This is a genomic window from Gemmatimonadota bacterium (assembly GCA_009835325.1).
GTDB lineage: Bacteria > JAAXHH01 > JAAXHH01 > JAAXHH01 > JAAXHH01 > JAAXHH01.
On sequence record VXWP01000059.1, the window covers coordinates 1 to 21911 of the forward strand.

The following is a 21911-nucleotide window of genomic DNA, read 5'->3' on the forward strand; positions in this document are numbered from 1 at the left end:
ATAGTATACACTTCGAAGTTCGGCGCCGTATGGCCGATCTCGGTGCCGATCGTCTCGGTGCTGACGACCGTGGCTTCCTCCTCGACGGACGTACCACTGCATGCGATTCCGATCATTCCTGCAAGCAGGCCCGACATCAGGAGCGTTCGATTCAGTTCTTTCCATATGCGCCGCATACATCGCCTCACTCTGGGATAAAGTAAGCGGAAGGCTGTTGAGATATCCGGATTTTTTGATGGTTCCTGATTAACTTCGGTAAGTTTACCGGAATTGTCAACAACTATTTTAGATGCCGCGAACGGTGCCTCGAACGGTGCTGCAAACGGTCACAGGCCGCCGAGGGCCTTTTCGAACTTTCTGACGGCCGCGGGTATGTCGGGTTGCGACAGCACCGCCGAGATCGCGGCGACGCCGGAAGCCCCCGCTTCCAGGCACGCCCTCGTGCGGCCAGGGGTCACGCCACCCAGGGCAAATACCGGGATCGTCACCGAGCCGGCCGCTTCCGCGAGCGCCCGAATCCCCTGGGGCGGTCCATATCCTGCCTTCGACGGCGTATCGTATACCGGTCCGAACGTGACGAAGTCGGCCCCTTCCGCTTCGGCGGCGCGCGCGCTTTCCGTGCCGTGGGTCGATCTGCCGATCAGAATGCCGGCGGGAAGTGCTTCGCGGGCCTCGCGGACCGGCACGCCGGATTCCGGCAGGTGTACGCCCTGCGCCCCGCAGGCCGCGGCGACCTCCAGGTTGCCATTGACCACCAGCACGGGCTCAAGCGATTCGAGTTCCGCCTTCACCTCCCCGGTCAACGCCAGCAGGTCCGAAGTATTCAGGTCTTTCTCCCTGATCTGGAACGCGCGAACGCCCGCGCGACAGGCCTGGCCCAACGCCGAGGCGAGCGATCGTCCGGCGCAGCGGGACCGATCGCCGATCAGATAGAACCTGAAGTCTACCATGGAGGCTGTTACGAGGATGAGTGGATCACACCGCTCAGCGGACTGGAAGCGGACGCGTAGGCCTTCATGGGAATCCGTCCCGCTTCGTAAGCGAGTCGGCCGGCCTCGACCGCCTTGCGCATGGCGACGGCCATCTTTACCGGGTCCTTCGCGCCTGCCACCCCTGTATTCATCAGTATGCCGTCGCAGCCCAGTTCCATGGCGACGGACGCGTCGGAGGCGGTCCCGACCCCCGCGTCGACGATGACCGGCACCTGGCTGTTCTCCACGATGATGGCGATGTTGTGCGGGTTGCGGATGCCCAGGCCGGAGCCGATGGGCGCAGCGAGGGGCATGACCGCGACGCAGCCCGCCTCCTCGAGTTTCTTGCAGACGATGGGATCGTCGATGGTATAGGGCATGACGTTGAATCCCCGGTCGACCAGGGTGCGCGCGGCTTCCAACGTAGCCTCGTTATCGGGAAACAGGGTCTTCTCGTCCCCGATGACCTCGAGCTTTACCGTATCGGTCCCCAGCGCCTCCCGCGCCAGCTCGCAGGTCAGCACGGCGTCGCTCGCGGTGTAGCAACCGGCCGTGTTGGGCAGCAGTTCGTAACGGTCGCGGTCGATGTAGTCGAGCAGTGACTGCCCGGAGGTATCGTCGAGGTCGATCCGGCGGATGGCCAACGTAACCATGCCCGTACCACTTTCCTCGAAAGATTCCCGCATCAGTTCGAAACTCGCGTATTTTCCCGTGCCGAGTATCAGCCGGGAATCCAACGTCAAACCGCCTATTTTCAGGGCGCACATGTTGGTCTGCTCCTTTGCCTGTACGGTCCAGGGCCGCTGTGTATTGTGGTCATCCACCCGCTACCGCCCGGATCACCTCGACCACGTCATCGCCTGCGAGCATGGTCGTCCCGTGTTCCTTCCTCGGGACCACAGCGCCGTTGAGGGCTACGGCGGTTCCCTCGGAAGACACGCCGAGTTCCTTCAGCAGGTCGGCGATGCTCGTCGCTCCGGACAGTTTCCTGGTCTTTCCGTTAACGGTCACGTTCATCGTTCGTCTCTCCGGTACCGGCCGGGTAGAAGCGGTCGGGCAGAAAGGGCCGCATGATGGAAGGTACCCGGTCGTGCAGGATGGCCTCGGCGAGCAGGTCTCCGGTCAGCGGCGCCAGCAGTATGCCGTTCCGGCCATGCCCCGAAGCCGCGAACAGACCCGGCGTCCCCGTGGCCCCGAGCACGGGCCATCCGTCCCGCGCCACCGGCCGCAGTCCCGACCAGGTGGAATCCAACGCCCAGGTCTTCAGGCCGGGTGCGAGTTCGAGGGCGTCCCGGAACAGCTGCATGACGCCGCCCAGCGTGACCTCGTCCCTGAATCCGGCTTCCTCCACGGTAGCGCCAATGATCAACCGTCCATCCGAACGGGGCACCAGGTATACGCCGCTGGTATAGATCGTGTGATGGAACGGTGGCGCGTTGCCTGCCCGCAACGCGAGGATCTGCCCGCGCACCGGCCGGACGGGGACTCTCCAGGCGGGCGCAATGCCGTCCAAGTAGCGCGCCCGGCAACCCATGGCGTTCACCACCGTCTGTGCTTGCCAGGTGCCTTCCGTCGTATCCACTCCGGCGACACGGTGGCCGTCCAGCAGGACCTTCCGCGCGGTAACGCCTTCATGGATCACGCCGCCGCCCTTCAGGACGGATTGCGCGAGGGCCGTGACGACGTCCCGGTTTTCGACCTGGTGGTCGTCCGGGTAGCGCAGCGCCATGCGGATTCCGTTCGTCAGATTCGGCTCGAGGCGCCGCGCCTCTCGTACGGTCAACCGTTCTACGGGTACGCCGTCCCGGAGATGCCGTTCATACCGCGTCTCCAGCCGCGCCTGTCCCCGGTCGCTCAATGCCGGAAAAACCACCCCGGTCGAGTTGTAATCGATCGGGCATCCGGTTTCCTCCCTGAGCGTTTTGATGAAACCGGCGTAGCGTTCCAGTCCGGCTTTGCACAGGGCGAATAAGGGATCGGGTTCATCGAATTCGCAGTGGGGCGCCAGCATGCCCGCGGCGGCCCAGGACGCTCCGCGGCCGGTCCGGTGCCGTTCCAATACCGTGACCGCGCGTCCGGAGAGACTCAGCCGTCTCGCCACGGCCAGACCGACGATCCCGCCGCCGATGACCACGATGTCCGATCGCTGCGCCACGGAACTCCGCCACTGCCTCACCGGCAAAGAAAAAGCCGCTTCTTTGCGAAACGGCTTCGTTCAGCCGTTTCCCTACGCTGGCATAACCCAGGTCAGGTTCGAAGGGTCGTGATTCTCAGGCTCGCGAGGAGCCGCCCCTAACGGTAAAGGAAGTGTACGGAAAGCGGACGGCCGTGTCAACGGATACTTGCGGACCGCCTGGACCGCCCGCTGGCGCGATTCCGTCCCGGCGCCGCCCGGCCGATCGGTCAGACCATCCCGAGGTGCCTCCGGTAAAACCACTCCGCCGCGAGCAGGCAGACCAGCAACGCCAGCACGCCGGGATGATTCCACAGCGAGACGGTGCGGGACTCCTGTACGGTGATCTCGTCCAGCTCGATATTGTCGGCCATGCGATCGATGTCCGATGGCAGGTAGAAACCGCCGCCCGTCATATCGGCCAGCTGGACCAGCAGTTCCCGGTTCATGCGGGTTCGCTCAAACTCGGCGCCGGCTTCACCCACGACGAATCCTCCCCGGTCCGTCCCGATCGGTACGCCACTCAGCGCGGCGGACGCTTCGAAGGAGTATGCGCCTACGGACAGAAACTGAAGGCGTCCCGCGTATCGGCCGAACCCCTGCCCCGTCGAAGTAAGATTTATTTGAAGCGCACCTGTTTCGTCCTGCGCCGGGCGAACGGCCACGGTCAGTTCGGCCCCTTCGACCGGCCGGTAGTTTTCATCGTAGACCTGACCGTCGAAGCGGATCGTTTCACCGCCGTGGTACTGAAGCTTGTCCGAAACGACGCGTATCCTGCGGCTGCCCTCGCGCACGGTAATCCACCTTACGGCGTTGTTCCAGAACCTTTCGTACGCCGCGTTGGTCCCGCCGCTGCCCCACATCATCAGGTCCCAGCGCCACAGGCCCTGGGCGGCGATGCCGAGTACCCGGCCCTGCCCGTAACGATGCTCGGCGATTACCGGCGTGCGTTCGTCTTCGGTCCGCCAGGTCGGGTGCCTGGCGAGTACCGTCGCACCGGGTTTCGCGCGTCCGACCTGATTCACGCCGGGCAGCGGCGGCAGTTCCAGCCAACGCCGCTCCGATTCGGCCGGGTCATCATCCAGACGGGTAATCGGATGCGTGCGGCCGGCTGCTGTCAGGTCCGGTACGAAGGCCTCTTCGGACAGGCCCCTGGCCGACGCGGCAATGGCGAAGGGCATCAGATCACCGACGGGCGTTCCGGCGTATCCACCCATTTCAAAGCTGTGCGGACCGCCGAAGGCGATCAATCCGCCGCCCCTTTCCTCGACGAAGGCTACCAGGAATGGTGCCCATGGCCGGATGCGTTCATAGTCCACACTGCCCAGGATGACGAGGTCATAGGAGAACCAGGCCGACCGCGAAGCAGGCATGGGTTCGGGAAAAGTCCGACCGTCCGGCCGAAGCAGGATGCCGGTCACTTCCAGGTTGGCGTCCTTCTCCATCGAGCGCCTCAGGAAGCCCATGTCGGCACGGGGAGCGCCTTCGATATACAGCACCCGCAGTACGGACTTCAGCGCTTTGATCGCGAATTCTCGGTGGTTGTTCCCCGCGGTGATCTCGCCATCCAGTTCGGGCACTTCCACCTGGTACCGGTGAATGCCTTCAGTCTCGGGGACGACGTGAAAAACGACGGTCCGTTCCTCTTCCCGGCCATCCAGCGTGACTTCCTCGCTTCGGAGGATGCGGCCTTCTTTCCGCAGGGTGACGGGTACGCGCACGTTGCCAAACCCGCGGGCACGCACGCCGACTTCGACGGGTACATTGCTCCCGGTGTAAACCACTTCGTTCACCGTCAAATGGGAAACGCTTATGTCCCGGACGCCCAGCGTGTCGCCGATCCCCACCGTGTACACGGGCATATCGAGATCCTCGGCGACCCTGAGCGGATCGCGCCCGGCGGTGAAATTCCCGTCGGTGACCAGGACGGCGGCGGCGAAACGGCCGGCGCCTGAACCGCCTTCGAGAAAGGCCATGGCGCCGCCGATGTCAGTACCCGCGCCTTCTGTGGACAGGGAATCGGTCAAGTCCTCGGTCAGGGGCGAAAGGTCTTCCGCGAACCGGTAGCGATGGACGCGGTGACGGGTCTCAAGGGCATGCAAGGCGTCGCCGGAAAGGACCGAGGCCAGGACTTCGTCCCGCCTGCCCAGCCGGTCCGTCAGGCCCATGCTCGCCGAGGTGTCGACGAGTATGGCCAGACGAGGTAACTCGGACCTTTCCAGCACCATTTTCGAGACGGGATCGCTCAGAACCGCCAGCGCCGCGGCGGCCGCCGCGATCCGCAGGCCGATGAGACCCCAGGCGGCGGCCGGTGACAACAGGCTGAACAGCCGCCGGGAAAGCCCGTAGATCAGGATTCCCGCAATGATGAAGGCGATGAGGATCCAGATCAGGGAAGCCGTTTGGATATCCACGGGCATACAAGAGTTCCGGTGTTAATGATCGGGTACGGTTACTTTCCCAGGGCGCCGTCCAGCGTCGCCTGCGCGATCAGGTAATCATACTGCGCGCCGGCCAGGTTGGATTTTGCCCGGACCAGGGCCTCCTGTGCCGTAAACACCTCCAGCAGCGTGCCGGAACCCACCCTGTAACGTTCCTCCGCCAGCCGGAGACTCTCCTCCGAGGCCACGATGTTGTCGTTACTGAGCGTGATGACTTCCCGGGCCGTTTCCAGGTCGAGCAAGGCGTTCCGGATAGTCAGTGAGGTAGTCCTCCGCGTCTGGCGAAGCGTTTCCTCCGCGATCAACTGCTGCGCCTGTGCCCGCGAGATATCGGCGTAGGTCTGCGTGCCGTTCAGGATCGGCAGGCTTAGATTCACGCCGAAAGACAGGTTCCAGTTCTTGTCATAGGTGCCGTATACATCCTGGAACCGAATACCGGACCGGCTGTAGCCTATGCTGCCGGATACCGTGGGCCAGAGCAATCCCCTGGCTATTTTCGTCCCGAGCATCGCGGAACGGATGCCGCCCTCGTCCCGCTGGATGGCGGGATTGGTGAGGTTGGCCAGCCGAAGCGCGTCCTGGAGGGACATGAGCGCCGTCGTGTCGAGCGACCCGCCATCCAAAGGATCTACGATTTCGAAGGCTTCATTTGACTCGATGCCCATGACGTTGGCCAGTTCGGCCCGGGCCTGCAATACCGCATTTTCCTGGTTACGCAGGTCGATCCGTGCTGCGCCGAGTTGAGCCGTGGTCTGGAGCACCTCCACGCGGGCCACGGATCCGATCTCGTACATACTCTGGGTCCGGCGCAGTTGTTCCTCGTTCAGACGGACGCTTTCTTCCGTCACTTCCTTGAGCCGCAGAGCCCGCAGCAGGCCGTAATAACCGGTCTTCACGTTCACGATGACCTGGTTCTCGGTATTGGTCTGAGCGAACTCCTCGCTTTCGGATTCCTGCATGGCCTGCCGGATCGTGTTCCAGTTCCGGCCGCCGTTGTACAGGTCCATATTCAGGAACACGTTATTACGGTAGTCCGTACGAGTAGTGCCTGGCGCTTCCCTGAGCACAACGCCTTCTACGATAACGGGCCTGTCGCCCGACGTCGTGCGATTGGCGCCGATGATGTTTGCGTTTACCCGTGGCATGACGCCGGAATACGAACTGAAGAGATTCGCCTGCTGGACCTCCACCCCTTTCCGGGCGATCTCGATCTGGGGATTGTTCTGCATTGCGATCTGAATACACTGCTCCAGTGTGTACGGACCGCCCGCTGTCGCGGCGGATCCGGTGACCTGCCCGCGTGCCGCTTCTCCCTGGGTGAACAGGCCGGCCGTGATCAGGACAGCCCAGCCAATGGCATGTCGCGTCTTCATGAAATAGCTCCTTGTTACGGTGATCGACGAAGTACCATATGAGGTTCCCTATAATCGATTAGACGGAATTCCACGCGAAATCCCGCGCAACAGATCGGTTTATCTGTTAGACCGCAGACAGCGTGGAAGGTTTCCGGGTAACTGAGAAGGAGAGGTAGGGCCAACACCCGTCACATGCGGCGACGCCAGAGAATCCACAGGCCGACCACGAGGAGTCCCGCGCCCGCACCGATCCACGAGGTGTAGCCCGTGGGAACTGGAGATGCGGTGACCGCCGGATTGATCGTGCAGAGCGAAGTGAGCAATTCGACGGATTCGCTCACGGCCACGTCGCCGATCAGAGTGAAGAGCTTTCCGTCGTAGTGGCGTCGCAGAATGGAATAGGGGCCTCGTTCCCAGACACGCACGTCGCCATGCATTTCGGGCGTACCCCTGGGAGACCGGTGCGACGCTTCAGAGGATGCGATCCGCTGGAAGAGCGAGATGCGCGAGAGGCCGTCGCTGTACATGAAATGCACGAGCGGTTGGCCGTGGTGCTGCATGACGCGGCGTTGCTGCAGGATGAACCCCGGAGGAATGTAGACCGGGGCGTTCAACTTGAAATCCGCCTCCTTCTGTACTTCGCTGATGGAACCGCAGGCAATGACCTGGTTGATTTCGACGGACTTGCCCGTCCATTCTTCCGTATCGAAGAGGTCCGGTGAAATCCGCGGGTCCTGCTCGAATTCCGTCAGGAAGACTTCCTCGACCAGCACGCCCGCCTCGTTCCGTTCTTCCGTGCGCATCACCAGGCCCGTCTCCTCGTCGATCCAGGCCGTCATGGTCATCCTGCCGGGATGGCGGGGCTTGAAGGCCAGGACGGCCACCGGACGGTCGAGAAGCCGATCGGCGCCGGTGATCTCGAGGTCGTAGTTGGTCTGGAGCAGGTCGAGACTGCTGAACTCCAGGTTCATGTCGAGCACGTTCGAGTTCGACTGGCGGCGATGCGAGTAGGAGAGCGAATCCCCTGAGGCCGTGCGCCGGTATATGTCATGGTCGACGCGGATGATGATCTCGCGGATCCGGCCTTCGGCATCGGGGATGTCGATGCGGTCCCGGTCAGGACGCTGATGGGTGATGATCTGGACGTAACGGGCGGTATCCCCGTCTGCGCTGAACCGCTGTTTCGTCAGGGTGGCGTGGTAGCTCACCCGGTCCGGGGCTTCCATGATCTTCTGAAAGGTGATGTCCGGATCGATGCCGCGGGCCGGCGCGATCATCGCGATACACGCCGTCGTGACGAAACAAAGGAATAAAGGCCGTAACCGCATCTCGTATCACCTATTCCTTGTAGTTGACCATGACGGAACCCAGGGTACCGCTGGTAAATACGCTCTGGTCCTCGATCAGGGCGTGTTCCTGCAGGATGAAGAACATATCGTCATCCGAAAGCGTGCGCTGGACGGACGGAGGCTCGACCGGCTGGATCGACTGCCAGATAAGCCCTCCCGCCACCAGCAACAGCACGGCCGCCGCTGCAACGAACCGGCCGGGCTGCTCGCGAACAGGCGCGTCCCTTCCCTTCATGCCCGGCACCATATGGGCATGCGTCGTGCGCTCGAGCACCGCGGTCTGGACTTCCGCTATTGTTACCGCCTCGGGTTTCTTCGGACGGCAGCAGCGCAACATGCCGCGGACGGACTGCAATCCGCGCAGTTCCCGCGCGCAATCAGGGCAGGACTCGATATGACGCGCAATCTCGGCGACCTCCTGGTTGTCGCACATGCGCTCCAGGTATCGGGTGAGGCGCTTCTTTATCTGGTTGCAGTTCATGGCGCGTTCCTATAGATCAAGGTGTCCGGCCAGTCGCTTGGACAGCACGCGCTTCAACTTGAGCCGTCCGTGATGCAGCCGGGACATCACCGTACCTTCGGGACACTGGAGGATTTCCGCGATCTGCCTGTGCGAGAGACCTTCCAGGTCGAACAGCACGACAACAGTCCTGTGCCGCTCCGACAGGGTATCCAGCGCGGCCATGATCGACCGCTTCAATTCATCGCTTTCCAGTACCTCGTGCGGGTTCTTCTCGGAAGAGGCCAGATTGGAAACCAGAAACTGTTGGCCGGCGCCGCCGTTCCGCGAGCCGTAATCCGTAAAGGAGAACATGCGGCGGCGGGCTTCCCGCTTGCGGAAGTTGATGCACTTATTTATCAGTATGCGGTACAGCCAGGTCGAAAACCTGTACTGCGTGTTGAACCGCTCCCGCGTCCTGAATACTTCGAGGAACGCGTCCTGGACGAGATCGCGCGCGTCATCGTGACTCGCGAGCATCTGGTATGCCACGGAATACGCCTTCTCGCTGTAGCGCCTCGTCATTTCGTCGAAGGCCGGACCGTCACCCGCTTTAGCCCGTTCCATCAACCCGCGTTCTTCTTCGCGCCGGTCTTCGCCCGCGCCGCGCGCAGCCGGTTTTTTCCGTCCCTCGACCAAATGCACGTTCTTGACGGTGTTCATCCGGTTACAGACCCTCCTGATCCTTCCCTTTCCTGCCCGTTAATTAAACCCGTATACATATTTATGTTTGTTATCTTCAACAATTCAGCCTGACCAGAGCCCTTCCGCGGTATCGAAAATCAGACCAGGCCTATTTCGTTGGATTTTCGGTACATCTCGAGCGCCTTGTCGGCCTGCTTGCTTTTGTCGTAGATCGTGCCGAGATACCGATACGCCTGCCCGTTGCGCGGGTCATGGCGAAGCAGGGCTTCAAAGTGCTCGATCGCTTCCGTGTGCTTCTCCACGTGACAGTAAGCCTTGCCCAGCTGCAGGTGCACCTCGGATTTCGTCCGGTCCACGTCCAGCGCGCGGGAGAGCACCCTGATCGCGTCGTCGTAGGTACCTATGGTGATGTAGAGCACGCCGAGCAGGTAGCAGGCCCGGTAGGAATACGGGTCGTATTCCAGGACGCGAAGCAGGTCGGTCCTGGCATCCTCGTACTGCCCCATCTCCACGAACAACTCCGCCCGGTCGACCAGCGTTTCCAGGTGGCCGGGATCGTTTCCCAGCGCGCGGTTATAGTGCTGGAGGGCGGTTTCCTGGGCGCCGAGGCGAAAGAACATCCTGCCCAGGCTGCCCGTCGCGGTGGCGTGTCTCGGCTGCCGTTCGAGTATGCGCCTGTACTGCTGGATCGCCTGTTCGATTTTGCCTTTGTTCGCGAGGACTTCAGCCCTGGTCATCATGGCGGAGATATCGTCGGACCGTTCTCTGGGCGTCTCCTCGACCTGTTGCACCGTGTCGGCGGCCACCGGTCCGGTTTGTTCCGCGGAAACGGGAGACTGCTGCGCGACGATGTCCTTCAACGTATCGAAGGGCATGAAGTGGGGGATTCGGCGGTCGTTCAGCCGCAATTCCACGTTGGTATTCAGGTCCCGGGCCGTACGTGCTTTTCTGACCTTCACGTTGAAGGCGCCGAAACGGTGCAGATTCACCCGCTCGTCCCGGTGCATCGCCTCGGTAACTTCCGACAGGAGTCCGTTCAGCACGACTCTTACCTTGTGCCTGGATACCTGCAAATCGGATGCCACTTCTTTTACAAGCGAATCTCTGTTCATTATGCTCCGATTGTGCCGGGGCGAAGCCGCGACCACTTCCGAAGTACCCGCTCCCGAAGTGGCCGTTCCCGAAGTGGCCGTTCCCGCGGATCATCGGCCGCCGAACGACGGCATACGCCGGTGAGGTTACACGGGATTAACCGATGAGATTATCCGGTGGCCAGGCACGCGAGCGCTTGCCTGAATCGATTGACTGTGAGGTGAATCTGTCGTGACTCCGAAAATCGGCCGTTCCCGGCCGCATGTCAAGCAAGAATGAACGGCGCGCGCACATTTGGCCGCCGGTGAGACGCCTGACGATAGGCGCGCACGGACGTTACGTCGGGGATCGCTCGTCGGATGCGGACACGTAGTACCGGTACAGGTCTTCGATTTCTCCTTCGCCGGCTACCTCGTCAAGCACCAGGAATCCGTAACGGAGATGGAGGCTGTCCGATGCGGGGATCGTAAGGTCTTCTTCCATGAGCGGCCCGGTGCCCAGGAGATTGCGCCGGGTAAACCACTGCACCGGGTGGCGAAGGTTCCGCGGATGGTCCATCATGACCACCATGCCGCCCTGGGCGCCCGCGGCGGCGACCCATCTGTCCCGCGTTCTCATGATGGCTTCGTGACCGCTGAGGCCGCTGCCGCTGGTATGGTGCGCATCGGCGAAGGGCGGTCCCATGCGCAGGATCAGCCCGCTGTAACGGGCGGCGCGTGACGCGCCCAGGGTGACTTCTTCCTCGACGGGGGTGATCACCGAGTCGATGAGCCAGAGGCAGCGGCCAGCCTGGTCAGCCTGGCCAGGCTCGCTGACCGCCGCGGTCTTCAGGAAATCGAACCGGCGCGTCTCCCGGATTACCGGGTGATCGTTGCGGTCCAGCCAGGTGAGGCGCTCGCCGACGGCGACGCCGGATTCGAGGTCGGCAACCTCTATGAACTCATCGTGACGCTGCACGCCGTGGCTGCCGGGAACGGGAACGTACTTGCCGTGCTCCGGAAGGTACCATGAACCGCCCCAGAAATTCGTATCGTTAACGTGTACCCAGCCGAAATACAACCCCAGATGCCAGGTGTGGTCCTCGGGGCGGTATTCACTGATCAAACCGCCGGAAGAGGTGTAAACCGGATGAAAACAGGGTTTGGGCGACTCGTCCCGGGGCAGATGGCCGGTCGCGGCATTGTACCGGCACAGCAACTGGCCGCCGCTCCGGCCCGCGTAGACCTCGAAGCCCTTCCCCTCGTTGACTTCGAGACGAAGATGGCTTAGGTTTCTTTTGAATGCGTCCCGGGGCATGGCTGGTCCGGTTACGTAGTATATTCGAATCGACGAACCTGGTGCAGGTCCGATCGGCATCTATGAAGTGCTACGCGGTACTGTTTTCCCTGCTGTTGATCCCCGCCTCGGCGCAAGCCGCCACGATAAGCGGATTCGTCACGGACCGCAACAGCGGCGAGTACCTGCTTGCCGCCAACGTGTTCCTGAGCGGCACGTCCCTCGGCGCCCTGAGCAATGATAACGGCTTCTACGCGATTACCGGGATCCCCGAGGGTTCCTACGAACTCGTCGTGTCTTTCATCGGATACGAGACGTTCCGGGATACGCTGAGCCTCGGTCCCGATGCCTATCTCCGACGGGACGTGGAACTCGTACCGACCCTGATAATCGGCGACGAAACCGTCGTAGAAGCGGAAAGATACCGGGACGAGCGGCTTGCGCAACCCGGGTTCGTCGCCCTCCAGGCCGCGGTCTTGAAAGAGTTGCCCGCCATCGGAGAAACCGATCTGTTGCGCAGCCTTCAGCTCCTCCCGGGCATACAGGCCTCCTCGGACATCAGCAGCGGCCTGTACATACGGGGAGGCGGCCCCGACCAGACCCAGATCCTGCTCGACCAGATCCCCCTCTATAACCCTTCGCACGCATTCGGTTTCTTTTCCATCTTCAACCCGGAAGCCATCAAGGACATGCGCCTGCACAAGAGCGCCTATCCCGCCAGTTACGGCGGCAACCTCGGCGCGGTCCTCGACGTGACCAACCGCGACGGCAACCGAAACAAACTCGGCGGTTCGGGCGGGATCAGCCTCATCTCGATGCGTACCATGATCGAAGGCCCCCTTGCGAGCGGCTCGTTCATGGTCTCGGGACGGCGTACGTACCTGGAACCGATCCTGGCCTATATCCGGTCGCGCGTGGAGGATATCCCAAGATATTATTTCTATGATGTAAATGCAAAAATCAACCAGAATCTGTCCTACTCCGACAACCTGGTCCTGAGCGGATACTTCGGCCGGGACGATCTCAATCTCGAGACCAGCGAGGACGACCTCTTCAACGTTCGCTGGGGCAACTCGGCGGTCACGGGCAAATGGACGCACCTGTTCTCGCCGACGCTCTTCGGCAATTTCATGGTATCCGGCAGTGACTACACGAGCCGGCTTTCGGCGAATTTCGACGGCACGGAGATCCTGTTCAGGAACAGCATTCGAGACATCAGCGTCAAGGGCGACCTGGACTACGTCGCCGATGGGGCGCACGCGCTGAAGGGAGGTTTCCGCGCTTCGGCATACCGGTTCAGTTTCATCAGAAGCTTCAACCAGGATGACCAGCTCGACCTCAGGCTGAAACCCTATGTGATCTCGGTATATGCCCAGGATCAGTGGCAGGCCCGGGCTTCCACCTCGGTACGCCTCGGGTTGCGCGCGAACTACTACAGTGAACGCGAAACGATAGACCTGGAACCTCGCCTGTCCATCAGCCACCGGCTGTCCGAAGGACTGCGCCTGAAGGCGGGCGGCGGGCGGTACCACCAGTATCTGCAGCTCATCACGACGGAAGGCTTCAGCGGCGGTGATTTCTGGGTGCCGCTCGACGGTAGCGTGTCCCCCGGACAGGCGTGGCACTACGTTATCGGGGCGAGTTGGGATCCGGCGCCGAGTTACCGGCTCTCGCTCGAATCCTACTATCAGCGGCTGGGCAACCTGGTGGTCGTGGACAACACGCGGGCGGTGGGCGGCGACGAAACCCGGTCGGAGGATGTGTTCATCACCGGTGGAAAAGGCTATGCCACGGGCGTGGAGGCGTTCGTGGAGCGCATGTCGGGCAGGTTGACCGGATGGATCGGCTACACGCTCGGGTGGACGCGACGGCAGTTTCCGGAAGTGAACCAGGGCAAATGGTATTCTCCGAAATACGACCGCCGCCACGATCTCGTGGTATCGGCCAACTACCGGGCTGGCCGCTGGTCATTCGGCGGCAATGTGATCTTCGCGACCGGACAGGCTTTCACGCCCGCCTCCGCCCGGTACGAATTGCGGGAATCGGCGCGGACCGGCATACGGGAGGACTACTTCCTGCCCGCGGACCGCAACACCTCGCGGCTGCTGCCATACCACAGAATGGACCTGAGCGTCAAGCAGGACTTCCGCCTGTTCGACCGGGACTTTCAGTGGTATCTGCAGGTGTTCAACGCGTACAACCATCGCAACGAATGGTTTGTCCAGTATGATACGGAAGACGAAGAGGTCACTACCGCGGAAGTCGTCAAGATGCTGCCCATCGTGCCCACCGTCGGGCTGAACTACAACTTCTGACCATGAGTAAAACGACCAGGCTGCCCCGCTGCATCACACCCGTCCTGACGGCCGTCCTGCTCGCCGGTATCGCCGCCCATCCGGGTTGTTCGGGGGAGCGGGATCCGGCGACGCTCTTCGGTCCGGACGAGCGCGAAACGATCGTCGTGGATGCCGTACTGTATGTCGATCGCATTCTGCCTGAGATCATCGTCACACGGACCCGCACGGCCGATGCGGTGTCGACCCGGGAGGCCACCTCGGTGAACGATGCCGAAGTTACCGTCATACAAGGACTTGCGGAGTACAGGTACGCGAGTGTCGGTCACCTGGGCCGTTACCTCCCGCCGCCCGGTGCGCCGAGGGTACGCCCCAACACCGAATACCGGCTTCGCGTGCGGGCGCTTGGAAAGGAAGTCCGTGGGGTCACGAGCACACCGGCCCCCCTGGTCATCGATGAGATCGCCGTACTCGAAGAGCCATCCATGGAGGTGATCCGCCTTCTGGATCCCGATTCCGCCGAAGGGAACAGGATCGCCTATCAGGAGGGGCTGATCGAGGTCCGTTTCGATCCGCTCGACGTGGAAGCCTACCAGGTGATCGTCCTGGAACCCGGTTCCGAGGACGGGGGTTCTCCTCCCCTGGAAGCGCGGGACGGCCGGCTGCTGCTGCCCTGGTTCGCCATTGGCTCGTCCGGAGAACACAAAGTCGAAGTGTACGCGCTGGACCGGAACCTGTTCGATTTCCTCAGAAGCGTGGAGGCCTCAGGACAGAACGCCTTCGGCTTCGGCAGCCTGGCGGGCGATACCTTCGAAAGACCGGTTTTCAATCTCGACGGCGGGATCGGCGTATTCGGTTCGGCCTCCCTGGATTCCTTCGGCTTCTTCGTCATTCCGGAAAGTTGAAGCGACCCGGCTTCCTGGCGGTCCGTTGCTTTGACAAATCCCGCTCCGCAGCCTATCTTCCATTGCCCGTTCCTTTCGTTGAACCAGACCTTCCACCGAACTGCGCGGATTCATGTCTGCACCAACGCCCAACAACATCCCCGCCAGCGAGTTCTCCCTCCCGTTTACGATTCTGGCGATCCAACCGGATGACCTGTCCTCGCGACAGGCCGAGTCCTTTACGGTAGTGCTCCTCCGGTACGATGAAAAACCGGAGGTACGTACCGGCCTGGACCTGGAAGCGATCGGGGACCTGGCCGCTGCGGACGCCTCCGGACCTCTGCTCGCCGCCTATGGGCCGGAAGACCACCTGACCGAGCGTCTCTGGCAGATCGCGGCCGGCATCGACGCCGTTGTGCTGGACGTGCGCCTGCTCGCCCGGATCCTGCTGCCCGGGCTGAGGGACTACGAACGCGCAACGGTCGAACGATGCGTCGAACCGAAAACGTCGGGGACCGGGGACGCGCTGAAGACGGCGGTGCTGTGCCGGGTACTGCTGGATTTGCTGGCGTCCCAGCATCCCGACACCGTAGAAACGCTGATCCTGCTCGCGGAGGGCACCGGAACGGGGCTGGAGCGTCTGCTTGCCCGGATGACGGTCCAGGCAGCCCGGACGGTCCAGACGGCCCGGCCGGCCGGCCTCGGTGGTAACGGGTCCCGTAAGGACATTCCGTCTACTTCGGGGGAAAGTCCGTCGATCGCCCATACCGCACTCGGTCCGCCCACGATCGGCGACGGTTCGTGCGATACCGACGAAGCGGACGGTGATCTCGATCCGATGGACACGGAGGAGCTGGCCCGCATGTTTGAGACCGGCGGGCTGTTCGAAAGCAGCATGGAAGGTTACGAGCAACGGCCGCAGCAGGTATCCATGGTCCGCAGCGTCGCCTGCGCGTTCAACGATGGCGAGGTGTTGCTGGTGGAAGCGGGTACGGGCACGGGGAAATCGCTTTCCTACCTGACGCCGGCCCTGATCTGGGCGGTGCGAAACGATCAGCGGGTCATCGTATCCACCAACACGAGGAACCTGCAGGAACAGCTGTTCTACAAGGACCTGCCCTTCCTGCTGGAGAATCTGGGGCTGCCCTTCCGCGCCACCCTCCTCAAGGGCCGGTCCAACTACCTGTGCCTGGACCGGTGGCGGCAGGTCACCCGGCGGCCCGCGGACCATCTGACCGCGGAGGAACGGGAAGCCGCGATCCCCCTGGCCGTGTGGGCGCGGGAAACGCAGACGGGGGACATTTCCGAGCACGCGGGATTCAACCGGGGCGCCGGAGCCGGCCTGTGGGAGAAAATCAACGGCGAGGGGACCGCCTGCCCACGGTGCGTGCTCAAGGAAGCTTGTTTCGTCAACCGTGTCCGAAGGGCGGCCATGGCTTCCCACGTGGTGATCATCAACCACGCTTTGCTCTTTGCCGATCTCCAGTCCGACCATGCCGTGCTGTCCCGGTACAGCCATCTCATCATCGACGAAGCCCACAACCTGGAGCGCGCCGCCGTGCAGCACCTGACCCTGGAAGTGGGAGGCTGGCGCATGCGCCGCGTACTGGGCAGGATGCATGCACCCGAATGGGGCGGGACCGGTGTGCTGGCAGGGCTGGACAGACTGGCCAAAAAAGCGGCGGACAACCTGGATTGGAAGACTCCGCTGGAGGCGGGCACCCGCATGGCCATCGACCGGATCACGGAGGTGAACCGCCGGATCGAGGACTTCTTCCGCATCGCCAGCGACGAAGCGTTCGGCCAGTCGGACGATGGGTCGGTCCGTCGGACCAAACTGAGGTACCGGGCCGAAGACGAGTATGCCGGTATCCTGAAGTCATCGGCGCGGGTGCTCATCGAGGGTCTCGCCGGCCTGCGCGAGTCCCTCGGCATGCTCCACGCGACGCTGGACCAGGTCCACGATTCGTGGCTGGACGACCGGGAATCGCGCGGGAACGCCATTGTGGCCGCCATGGACTTCTGCTCGGCAATGGAAGAGGCACTCTTCGTACTGACGGAGGCGAACGAGGGAGAGCGCGTCTACTGGGTTGAAGCCGCCAGGTCCCAACCCCTGTCGTGCGTCCTGACCGCCGCGCCGCTCCGGGTGGCGGACCGCCTGCACGACGACCTTTTCCGCCCTTTGCGCACGGCCGTGCTCACATCGGCCACGCTGACGGTCGGAGACCGTTTCGACTATCAGCTCGAACGGCTGGGGCTCGACCGGATCGATCCCCGGCGGCTCCAGGTGCGGGGCATCGGTTCGCCCTTCGATTACGCGGACCAGGTGCTGGTCTGCGTGCCCGCCGCCTTTCCGACGCCCAGATCCGATGCTTTTCAAGACTCGGTCAGCCGGCTCATCCTGGACTTGGTCGTTTCCACCATGCGGAGCACCCTGGTTTTGTTCACCTCGTACACCCAGTTGAACCGGACCTACCAGGACATCGAACCGGACCTGGCGGAACACGGCGTGGCCGTGCTGGCGCAGGGCACGTCCGGACCGCGCTCGGCGCTGCTGGATCGTTTCCGCAGGTCCGATACCGCCGTTCTGCTGGGCACCGACAGCTTCTGGGAGGGGGTCGATGTACCGGGAAAGGCGCTGGAGATGGTCATTCTGGTCAAGCTGCCCTTCGCGGTGCCGACCGAACCGCTGGTCCAGGCGCAGGTGGAACGCCTGGAAGACGCGGGGCGCAACAGTTTTTTTGAATTCCAGGTACCGGAGGCGGTCATCAAGTTCAGGCAGGGCTTCGGCCGGCTCATCCGTTCCACCCGGGACTACGGCGTCGTCACCATACTGGACCAGCGCGTCGTCGGTACGGCGTACGGACGCTTGTTCCTGGAATCCCTGCCGGCGGGATCGGAGATCTACCCCGATGCGGACGGCCTGGTAGAGGGGGTGACCTACTGGTTCCGCGCGAGAGATAAACGCCGGGTCGAACGCGGTACTTACATCACGTAGGTTGCACGCTATACACAAGTTTTACGTTATGAATCAGAAGTCGCCATCGCACCTGTCCGCGATCGGATCCGTGGTCGTATTCGGCAGGATGATCAAGCTTTCCCACAGTATTTTTGCACTGCCCTTCGCTATGGCCGGCGTGGCCCTGGCCGCTCGGAGTCATGGGATCGAAGGGCTGCAACTGGTGTGGATCGTCATCGCCATGGTGTCCGCCCGGAGCGCGGCCATGGGATTCAACCGGCTCGCCGATCGTGTGATCGACGGGAAGAACCCCCGCACGTGGGACCGGGCGTTGCCGAAGGGACGGATCGCGCCCCGCGCCGTCGCCCTTATCGTGGGCGCGTGCTGCGCGCTGTTCGTCTTTTCCGCCTACCAGCTCAACGAACTGTGCCTCAGGCTGTCGCCGATCGCCCTGCTGGTGATCCTGTCGTACTCCTATTTCAAGCGCTTCACCTGGGCCACTCACCTGGTCCTGGGCCTTGCCCTCGCCATCGCTCCGGTAGGCGCGTGGATTGCCGTGACCGGCGCCTTCGATCCCGCGCCGCTCTGGCTGGCGGCGGCCGTGTTGACCTGGGTGGCGGGCTTTGATATAATATACGCCTGCCAGGACTACGAATTCGACGTCGCGCAGGGCGTCCACTCGATACCCCGCCGCTTCGGGATCCGGCCGGCTTTGATGGCAGCCCGCCTGCTCCACGCGGCCACGGTCGTGTTCCTGCTGGCCGTCCATCAGGTTTTCGATCTGCACGCGCTTTATGTGTGCGGCACCGTGCTGGCAACCGGGATGCTGGTTTACGAACACACGCTCGTCAAGCCGGACGACCTTTCGAAGATCGATGTCGCATTCTTCAACACGAATGGCCTGGTCAGTGTCGTCTATTTCGTTTTCTTGCTGGGCGATATCCTGTGGCCGATATGAGTACCGCAGACGAAAAGTCCCGGCACATCCGGCGCATGTTCGATCGCATCGGGCACCGGTACGACCTGCTCAACCGCCTGCTGAGCGGATATGGCGATGTCCGGTGGCGCAGGGCCGCGGTCCGCGCGCTGAACGTGTCCGCGGACGACCTGCTGCTCGACGTGGGCATCGGCACGGGCGACCTGGCGTTGGAAGCACTGAATGGCCGTCGGAAGCCGCGGTTGATCGTGGGGGTGGACGCGGCGATGGGGATGATGCGGATTGGCCGGAAGAAGTCGGCGCATCCCGAGCGGCGGGCTATCCGGTTCGTCGGGGGAAGCGCCGAAGCCCTGCCCCTGCGGTCCGGGGTCTTCGACGGCGCGATGGTGGCGTTTGGCGTGCGGAACTTCACCGACCGCGCCGCGGGTCTGCGGAGCATCCGGCGCGTGTTGAAGCCCGGGGGCAGGCTGGTGGTGCTGGAGCTTTCCGTTCCCCGCTATCCGGTGATTCGCCTGTTGTACCGTCTCTATGCCATGCACGCGATTCCCTGGATCGGCGGCGTGATCTCGGGAGACGCGGACGCTTACCGGTACCTGCAGGTTTCGGTGGAAGCGTTTCCTGAACGGGAGCGTTTCCGAACGCTCATGGAGGACGCGGGTTTCGTGGACACGGGCTGGCGCGACCTTACGCTGGGGGTGGCCACGGTCTACTGGGGAGACAAGCGGTCATGAAACATGTCATCGTCGCCGTCACCGGCGCCAGCGGCGGCCTGTACGCGCTCCGGCTCCTGCGGGCTTTGTTGTCCGGCGGCCACCGGGTCAGCGTCGTGCTGTCCGGCTTCGGCCGGTACGTACTCAGGGAAGAAACCGGTCTGGGAACGGGCGGCGACCTGCAGGACGGACTGTCCGGCCTCTACGGCGACCAGGTGAGGAAGGGCACGCTCACGGAATTCAAGATCGGGGACCTGGCGGCGTCGATCGCAAGCGGGTCGGTGCGCACCGACGGAATGGTCGTCATACCGTGCTCCATGAAGACGCTGTCAGCCATTGCCCACGGCACCTCTTCCTCCCTGATCGAGCGGGCCGCGGACGTCACGCTCAAGGAGGCCAGGCCCCTCGTGCTGGTACCCCGGGAAACGCCCCTGAACGTCATCCACTTGCGCAACCTGCTCGCCGCCGCGGAGGCGGGCGCCCGCATCGTGCCGGCCATGCCGGCGTTTTACCAGAAGCCTTCCAGTTTCGACGATCTGGCCGACTTCATAGCAGGACGGGTGCTGAACCTGCTCGGCATCGAACAGAGCCTCTTTACCCCCTGGGACGCGCCATCCGGCGAAGGGGAGTCCGCGGAATGAAAGACCGGGATATTCACCAGGCGATCTCCATCCTTGAGGACGAGACTTCCAGGTGGACCGAAACGGCGTTGACGCTGGTGGCGGAGCAGACCCGGCGCGATCCGTTCCGCATACTGATCGGCACCGTGCTCAGCCTCCGGACGAAGGACGAGACGACCGCGGCGGCCTGCGAGCGGCTCTTCGGGCTGGCCGACACGCCCGCGGCCATGCGGGCCCTGCCCGAGGAGACCGTGGACCGCGCCATCTATCCCGTGGGGTTCCATGCCACGAAGGCGCGCAACATCCTGCAGATCTGCCGGATCCTCGTGGAGGAATACGGGGGCACCGTGCCGGACGAGATCGACACGCTGGTTACGCTCCCCGGCGTGGGCAGGAAGACCGCGAACCTCGTGGTCACGATCGGTTACGGAAAGCCGGGCATTTGCGTCGACACCCACGTGCACCGCATCTCCAACCGCTGGGGATATATCGCCACCCGGAATCCGGACCAGTCGGAATGGGCCTTGAGAGAGAAGTTGCCTTCCGAATACTGGATCCGGTATAATGACCTGCTCGTCATGTATGGCCAGAACCTGTGCAAACCCGTTTCGCCCTTTTGCAGCCGCTGCCGCCTGTCGCCCTACTGTGAACGGGTCGGCGTGGAGAAACACAGATGACGGCGGAATCCGCGTATCCGGTTTCGCGTATCCGGTTTAATAGAGGAGAGGCATCAATGGAAGCATCACTGAATACGCCCAGGGGGCTCGGCCGCGCGCCTCATATCATCGCGGCGTTGTCCGTACCCGTGAGCGAAGCAGGTGAAATCGACTTCGAAGTATTCGCCCGGGACCTGGAAAGAACCGCGGGATACGGGATAGAACCCGCGGTGCTCATGGATACCTACCAGATCAACCACTGCACGCTGGAGGATCAGGTCAGGGGGTTGGAAACGACGCGGGAAGTCATGAACGGGCGGGCTTTTACCGCGGGTGTCTACGTAGAGGACGAGATCCGGGGAGACGGGATCGAGGACATCATCCGGGCGTACCAGGCCAAGATAGAGCAGCTGGAGAACCGTTACGGCGCGAGTCCGATCGTATTCCAGACCGAGCGTTTGAAAAACGCGGACGCCGCTACCGTGATCCACGTCTACGAGGGGCTGGCAGAAGCCTCCCGCGGCGGCCTGAAGGCATTCGAACTAAGCCCGGTCTTCGCGCCGAACGGCTGGATGTTCCCGGATGATGCGCTGATCGAGATCCTGGCCGGGGACAAGTGGGCGGGCGCGAAACACTCGTCCCTGGATCCTTCCATGGAATGGGTGCTGCTGCGGAAGGTCCATCGAATCGGAAAGAAGCTGTACACGGGTAACGACTACGATTTCGCCTCCATGATCTTCAACGGAAGCGACGCGCTGCTGGGTATCGCGACCTTCATGCCCGACAAGTTCAGAGCGCTTGGGGATGCCTTGCGGGACGGCGACCTTGCGCGGTACCACGACCTGGGGAACCGGATGGAGTTCCTGGGACGGGTCGCGTTCCAGCCGCCCGTGCCGGCCTATAAGCACAGTGCGGCCATGGTGAAGAAGATGCGCGGCTGGTACCCCACGGACTACGTGCTGCCCGACAATCCCCTCAGGCGGGACGAGTCGCACCGGGAAGCGCTGCGGGAAGCCCTCGAAAACCTGGACATTCCCTGCGGCTAAAGCGG

The 21911-nt window shown here is 62.8% G+C and carries 19 protein-coding genes and 1 riboswitch; of the genes, 8 read left to right on the forward strand and 11 right to left on the reverse strand.

Going from position 1 to position 21911, the window contains the following annotated elements; all coding sequences use genetic code 11:
• Positions 1–326: 326 nt before the first annotated feature.
• The 11 genes from thiE to F4Z81_07280 form a co-directional block, all read right to left on the reverse strand.
• Positions 327–950, reverse strand: a complete 624-nt coding sequence (gene thiE, locus F4Z81_07230; protein MXW04845.1) for a thiamine phosphate synthase — start codon at positions 948–950, stop codon at positions 327–329.
• Positions 951–958: 8 nt separating this feature from the next.
• Positions 959–1738, reverse strand: coding sequence for a thiazole synthase (locus F4Z81_07235; GenBank protein MXW04846.1), 780 nt, complete (start codon positions 1736–1738; stop codon positions 959–961).
• A gap of 49 nt (positions 1739–1787) precedes the next feature.
• Positions 1788–1988, reverse strand: coding sequence for a sulfur carrier protein ThiS (gene thiS, locus F4Z81_07240; GenBank protein ID MXW04847.1), 201 nt, complete (start codon positions 1986–1988; stop codon positions 1788–1790).
• Entirely contained in the window at positions 1972–3153 is a 1182-nt protein-coding gene (gene thiO / locus F4Z81_07245; GenBank protein ID MXW04848.1) for a glycine oxidase ThiO, read from the reverse strand. The genes thiS and thiO overlap by 17 nt, the downstream gene beginning before the upstream one ends.
• Positions 3154–3178: 25 nt before the next feature.
• A riboswitch (TPP riboswitch) is annotated at positions 3179–3275 on the reverse strand.
• 99 nt (positions 3276–3374) lie between these two features.
• On the reverse strand, positions 3375–5564 hold the full coding sequence (locus F4Z81_07250) for a hypothetical protein (protein MXW04849.1): 2190 nt from the start codon (positions 5562–5564) through the stop codon (positions 3375–3377).
• 32 nt (positions 5565–5596) lie between these two features.
• Complete coding sequence (locus tag F4Z81_07255; GenBank protein MXW04850.1) at positions 5597–6958, reverse strand: TolC family protein; 1362 nt, start codon at positions 6956–6958, stop codon at positions 5597–5599.
• A 170-nt stretch (positions 6959–7128) separates the two neighbouring features.
• Positions 7129–8268, reverse strand: coding sequence for a hypothetical protein (locus F4Z81_07260; GenBank protein ID MXW04851.1), 1140 nt, complete (start codon positions 8266–8268; stop codon positions 7129–7131).
• Between the two features lie 10 nt (positions 8269–8278).
• Complete coding sequence (locus F4Z81_07265; GenBank protein MXW04852.1) at positions 8279–8770, reverse strand: hypothetical protein; 492 nt, start codon at positions 8768–8770, stop codon at positions 8279–8281.
• Positions 8771–8779: 9 nt separating this feature from the next.
• A complete protein-coding gene (locus F4Z81_07270; protein ID MXW04853.1) occupies positions 8780–9451 on the reverse strand; it encodes a sigma-70 family RNA polymerase sigma factor in 672 nt (223 codons plus the stop codon).
• A 119-nt stretch (positions 9452–9570) separates the two neighbouring features.
• Positions 9571–10545 (reverse strand): tetratricopeptide repeat protein, encoded by a 975-nt coding sequence (locus F4Z81_07275; GenBank protein ID MXW04854.1) that lies wholly within the window; start codon positions 10543–10545, stop codon positions 9571–9573.
• A gap of 316 nt (positions 10546–10861) precedes the next feature.
• A complete protein-coding gene (locus F4Z81_07280) occupies positions 10862–11881 on the reverse strand; it encodes a hypothetical protein (GenBank protein MXW04855.1) in 1020 nt (339 codons plus the stop codon).
• Between F4Z81_07280 and F4Z81_07285 the strand changes: the two genes are divergently transcribed.
• The 8 genes from F4Z81_07285 (at position 11806) to F4Z81_07320 (ending at position 21906) form a co-directional block, all read left to right on the forward strand.
• Positions 11806–14115 (forward strand): TonB-dependent receptor, encoded by a 2310-nt coding sequence (locus F4Z81_07285; protein ID MXW04856.1) that lies wholly within the window; start codon positions 11806–11808, stop codon positions 14113–14115. The two genes, F4Z81_07280 and F4Z81_07285, sit on opposite strands and share 76 nt — an antisense overlap.
• A 2-nt stretch (positions 14116–14117) precedes the next feature.
• Positions 14118–14999: a DUF4249 family protein gene (locus F4Z81_07290; protein MXW04857.1), complete on the forward strand. Its 882-nt coding sequence runs from the start codon at positions 14118–14120 to the stop codon at positions 14997–14999.
• A gap of 112 nt (positions 15000–15111) precedes the next feature.
• Positions 15112–17976, forward strand: coding sequence for a hypothetical protein (locus tag F4Z81_07295; protein ID MXW04858.1), 2865 nt, complete (start codon positions 15112–15114; stop codon positions 17974–17976).
• A 28-nt stretch (positions 17977–18004) separates the two neighbouring features.
• Positions 18005–18895 (forward strand): 4-hydroxybenzoate octaprenyltransferase, encoded by an 891-nt coding sequence (locus F4Z81_07300; protein ID MXW04859.1) that lies wholly within the window; start codon positions 18005–18007, stop codon positions 18893–18895.
• Positions 18892–19605 carry a ubiquinone/menaquinone biosynthesis methyltransferase gene (locus F4Z81_07305; protein MXW04860.1) on the forward strand — a complete coding sequence of 238 codons (714 nt, stop codon included), beginning with the start codon at positions 18892–18894 and terminating at the stop codon, positions 19603–19605. Before F4Z81_07300 ends, F4Z81_07305 begins: the two co-directional genes overlap by 4 nt.
• Positions 19602–20225, forward strand: coding sequence for a UbiX family flavin prenyltransferase (locus F4Z81_07310; GenBank protein MXW04861.1), 624 nt, complete (start codon positions 19602–19604; stop codon positions 20223–20225). The genes F4Z81_07305 and F4Z81_07310 overlap by 4 nt, the downstream gene beginning before the upstream one ends.
• Positions 20222–20881 carry an endonuclease III gene (locus F4Z81_07315; GenBank protein MXW04862.1) on the forward strand — a complete coding sequence of 220 codons (660 nt, stop codon included), beginning with the start codon at positions 20222–20224 and terminating at the stop codon, positions 20879–20881. The genes F4Z81_07310 and F4Z81_07315 overlap by 4 nt, the downstream gene beginning before the upstream one ends.
• Positions 20878–21906, forward strand: a complete 1029-nt coding sequence (locus F4Z81_07320; GenBank protein MXW04863.1) for a DUF993 family protein — start codon at positions 20878–20880, stop codon at positions 21904–21906. Before F4Z81_07315 ends, F4Z81_07320 begins: the two co-directional genes overlap by 4 nt.
• Positions 21907–21911 lie beyond the last annotated feature (5 nt).

Coding starts and splice junctions, on each gene's coding strand:
- thiE (MXW04845.1), bottom strand. CDS start 950: ATGGTAGACTTCAGGTTCTATCTGATCGGCGATCGGTCCCGCTGCGCC.
- F4Z81_07235 (MXW04846.1), bottom strand. CDS start 1,738: ATGTGCGCCCTGAAAATAGGCGGTTTGACGTTGGATTCCCGGCTGATA.
- thiS (MXW04847.1), bottom strand. CDS start 1,988: ATGAACGTGACCGTTAACGGAAAGACCAGGAAACTGTCCGGAGCGACG.
- F4Z81_07250 (MXW04849.1), bottom strand. CDS start 5,564: ATGCCCGTGGATATCCAAACGGCTTCCCTGATCTGGATCCTCATCGCC.
- F4Z81_07255 (MXW04850.1), bottom strand. CDS start 6,958: ATGAAGACGCGACATGCCATTGGCTGGGCTGTCCTGATCACGGCCGGC.
- F4Z81_07260 (MXW04851.1), bottom strand. CDS start 8,268: ATGCGGTTACGGCCTTTATTCCTTTGTTTCGTCACGACGGCGTGTATC.
- F4Z81_07265 (MXW04852.1), bottom strand. CDS start 8,770: ATGAACTGCAACCAGATAAAGAAGCGCCTCACCCGATACCTGGAGCGC.
- F4Z81_07270 (MXW04853.1), bottom strand. CDS start 9,451: ATGAACACCGTCAAGAACGTGCATTTGGTCGAGGGACGGAAAAAACCG.
- F4Z81_07275 (MXW04854.1), bottom strand. CDS start 10,545: ATGAACAGAGATTCGCTTGTAAAAGAAGTGGCATCCGATTTGCAGGTA.
- F4Z81_07285 (MXW04856.1), top strand. CDS start 11,806: ATGCGTCCCGGGGCATGGCTGGTCCGGTTACGTAGTATATTCGAATCG.
- F4Z81_07280 (MXW04855.1), bottom strand. CDS start 11,881: ATGCCGATCGGACCTGCACCAGGTTCGTCGATTCGAATATACTACGTA.
- F4Z81_07290 (MXW04857.1), top strand. CDS start 14,118: ATGAGTAAAACGACCAGGCTGCCCCGCTGCATCACACCCGTCCTGACG.
- F4Z81_07295 (MXW04858.1), top strand. CDS start 15,112: ATGTCTGCACCAACGCCCAACAACATCCCCGCCAGCGAGTTCTCCCTC.
- F4Z81_07300 (MXW04859.1), top strand. CDS start 18,005: ATGAATCAGAAGTCGCCATCGCACCTGTCCGCGATCGGATCCGTGGTC.
- F4Z81_07305 (MXW04860.1), top strand. CDS start 18,892: ATGAGTACCGCAGACGAAAAGTCCCGGCACATCCGGCGCATGTTCGAT.
- F4Z81_07310 (MXW04861.1), top strand. CDS start 19,602: ATGAAACATGTCATCGTCGCCGTCACCGGCGCCAGCGGCGGCCTGTAC.
- F4Z81_07315 (MXW04862.1), top strand. CDS start 20,222: ATGAAAGACCGGGATATTCACCAGGCGATCTCCATCCTTGAGGACGAG.
- F4Z81_07320 (MXW04863.1), top strand. CDS start 20,878: ATGACGGCGGAATCCGCGTATCCGGTTTCGCGTATCCGGTTTAATAGA.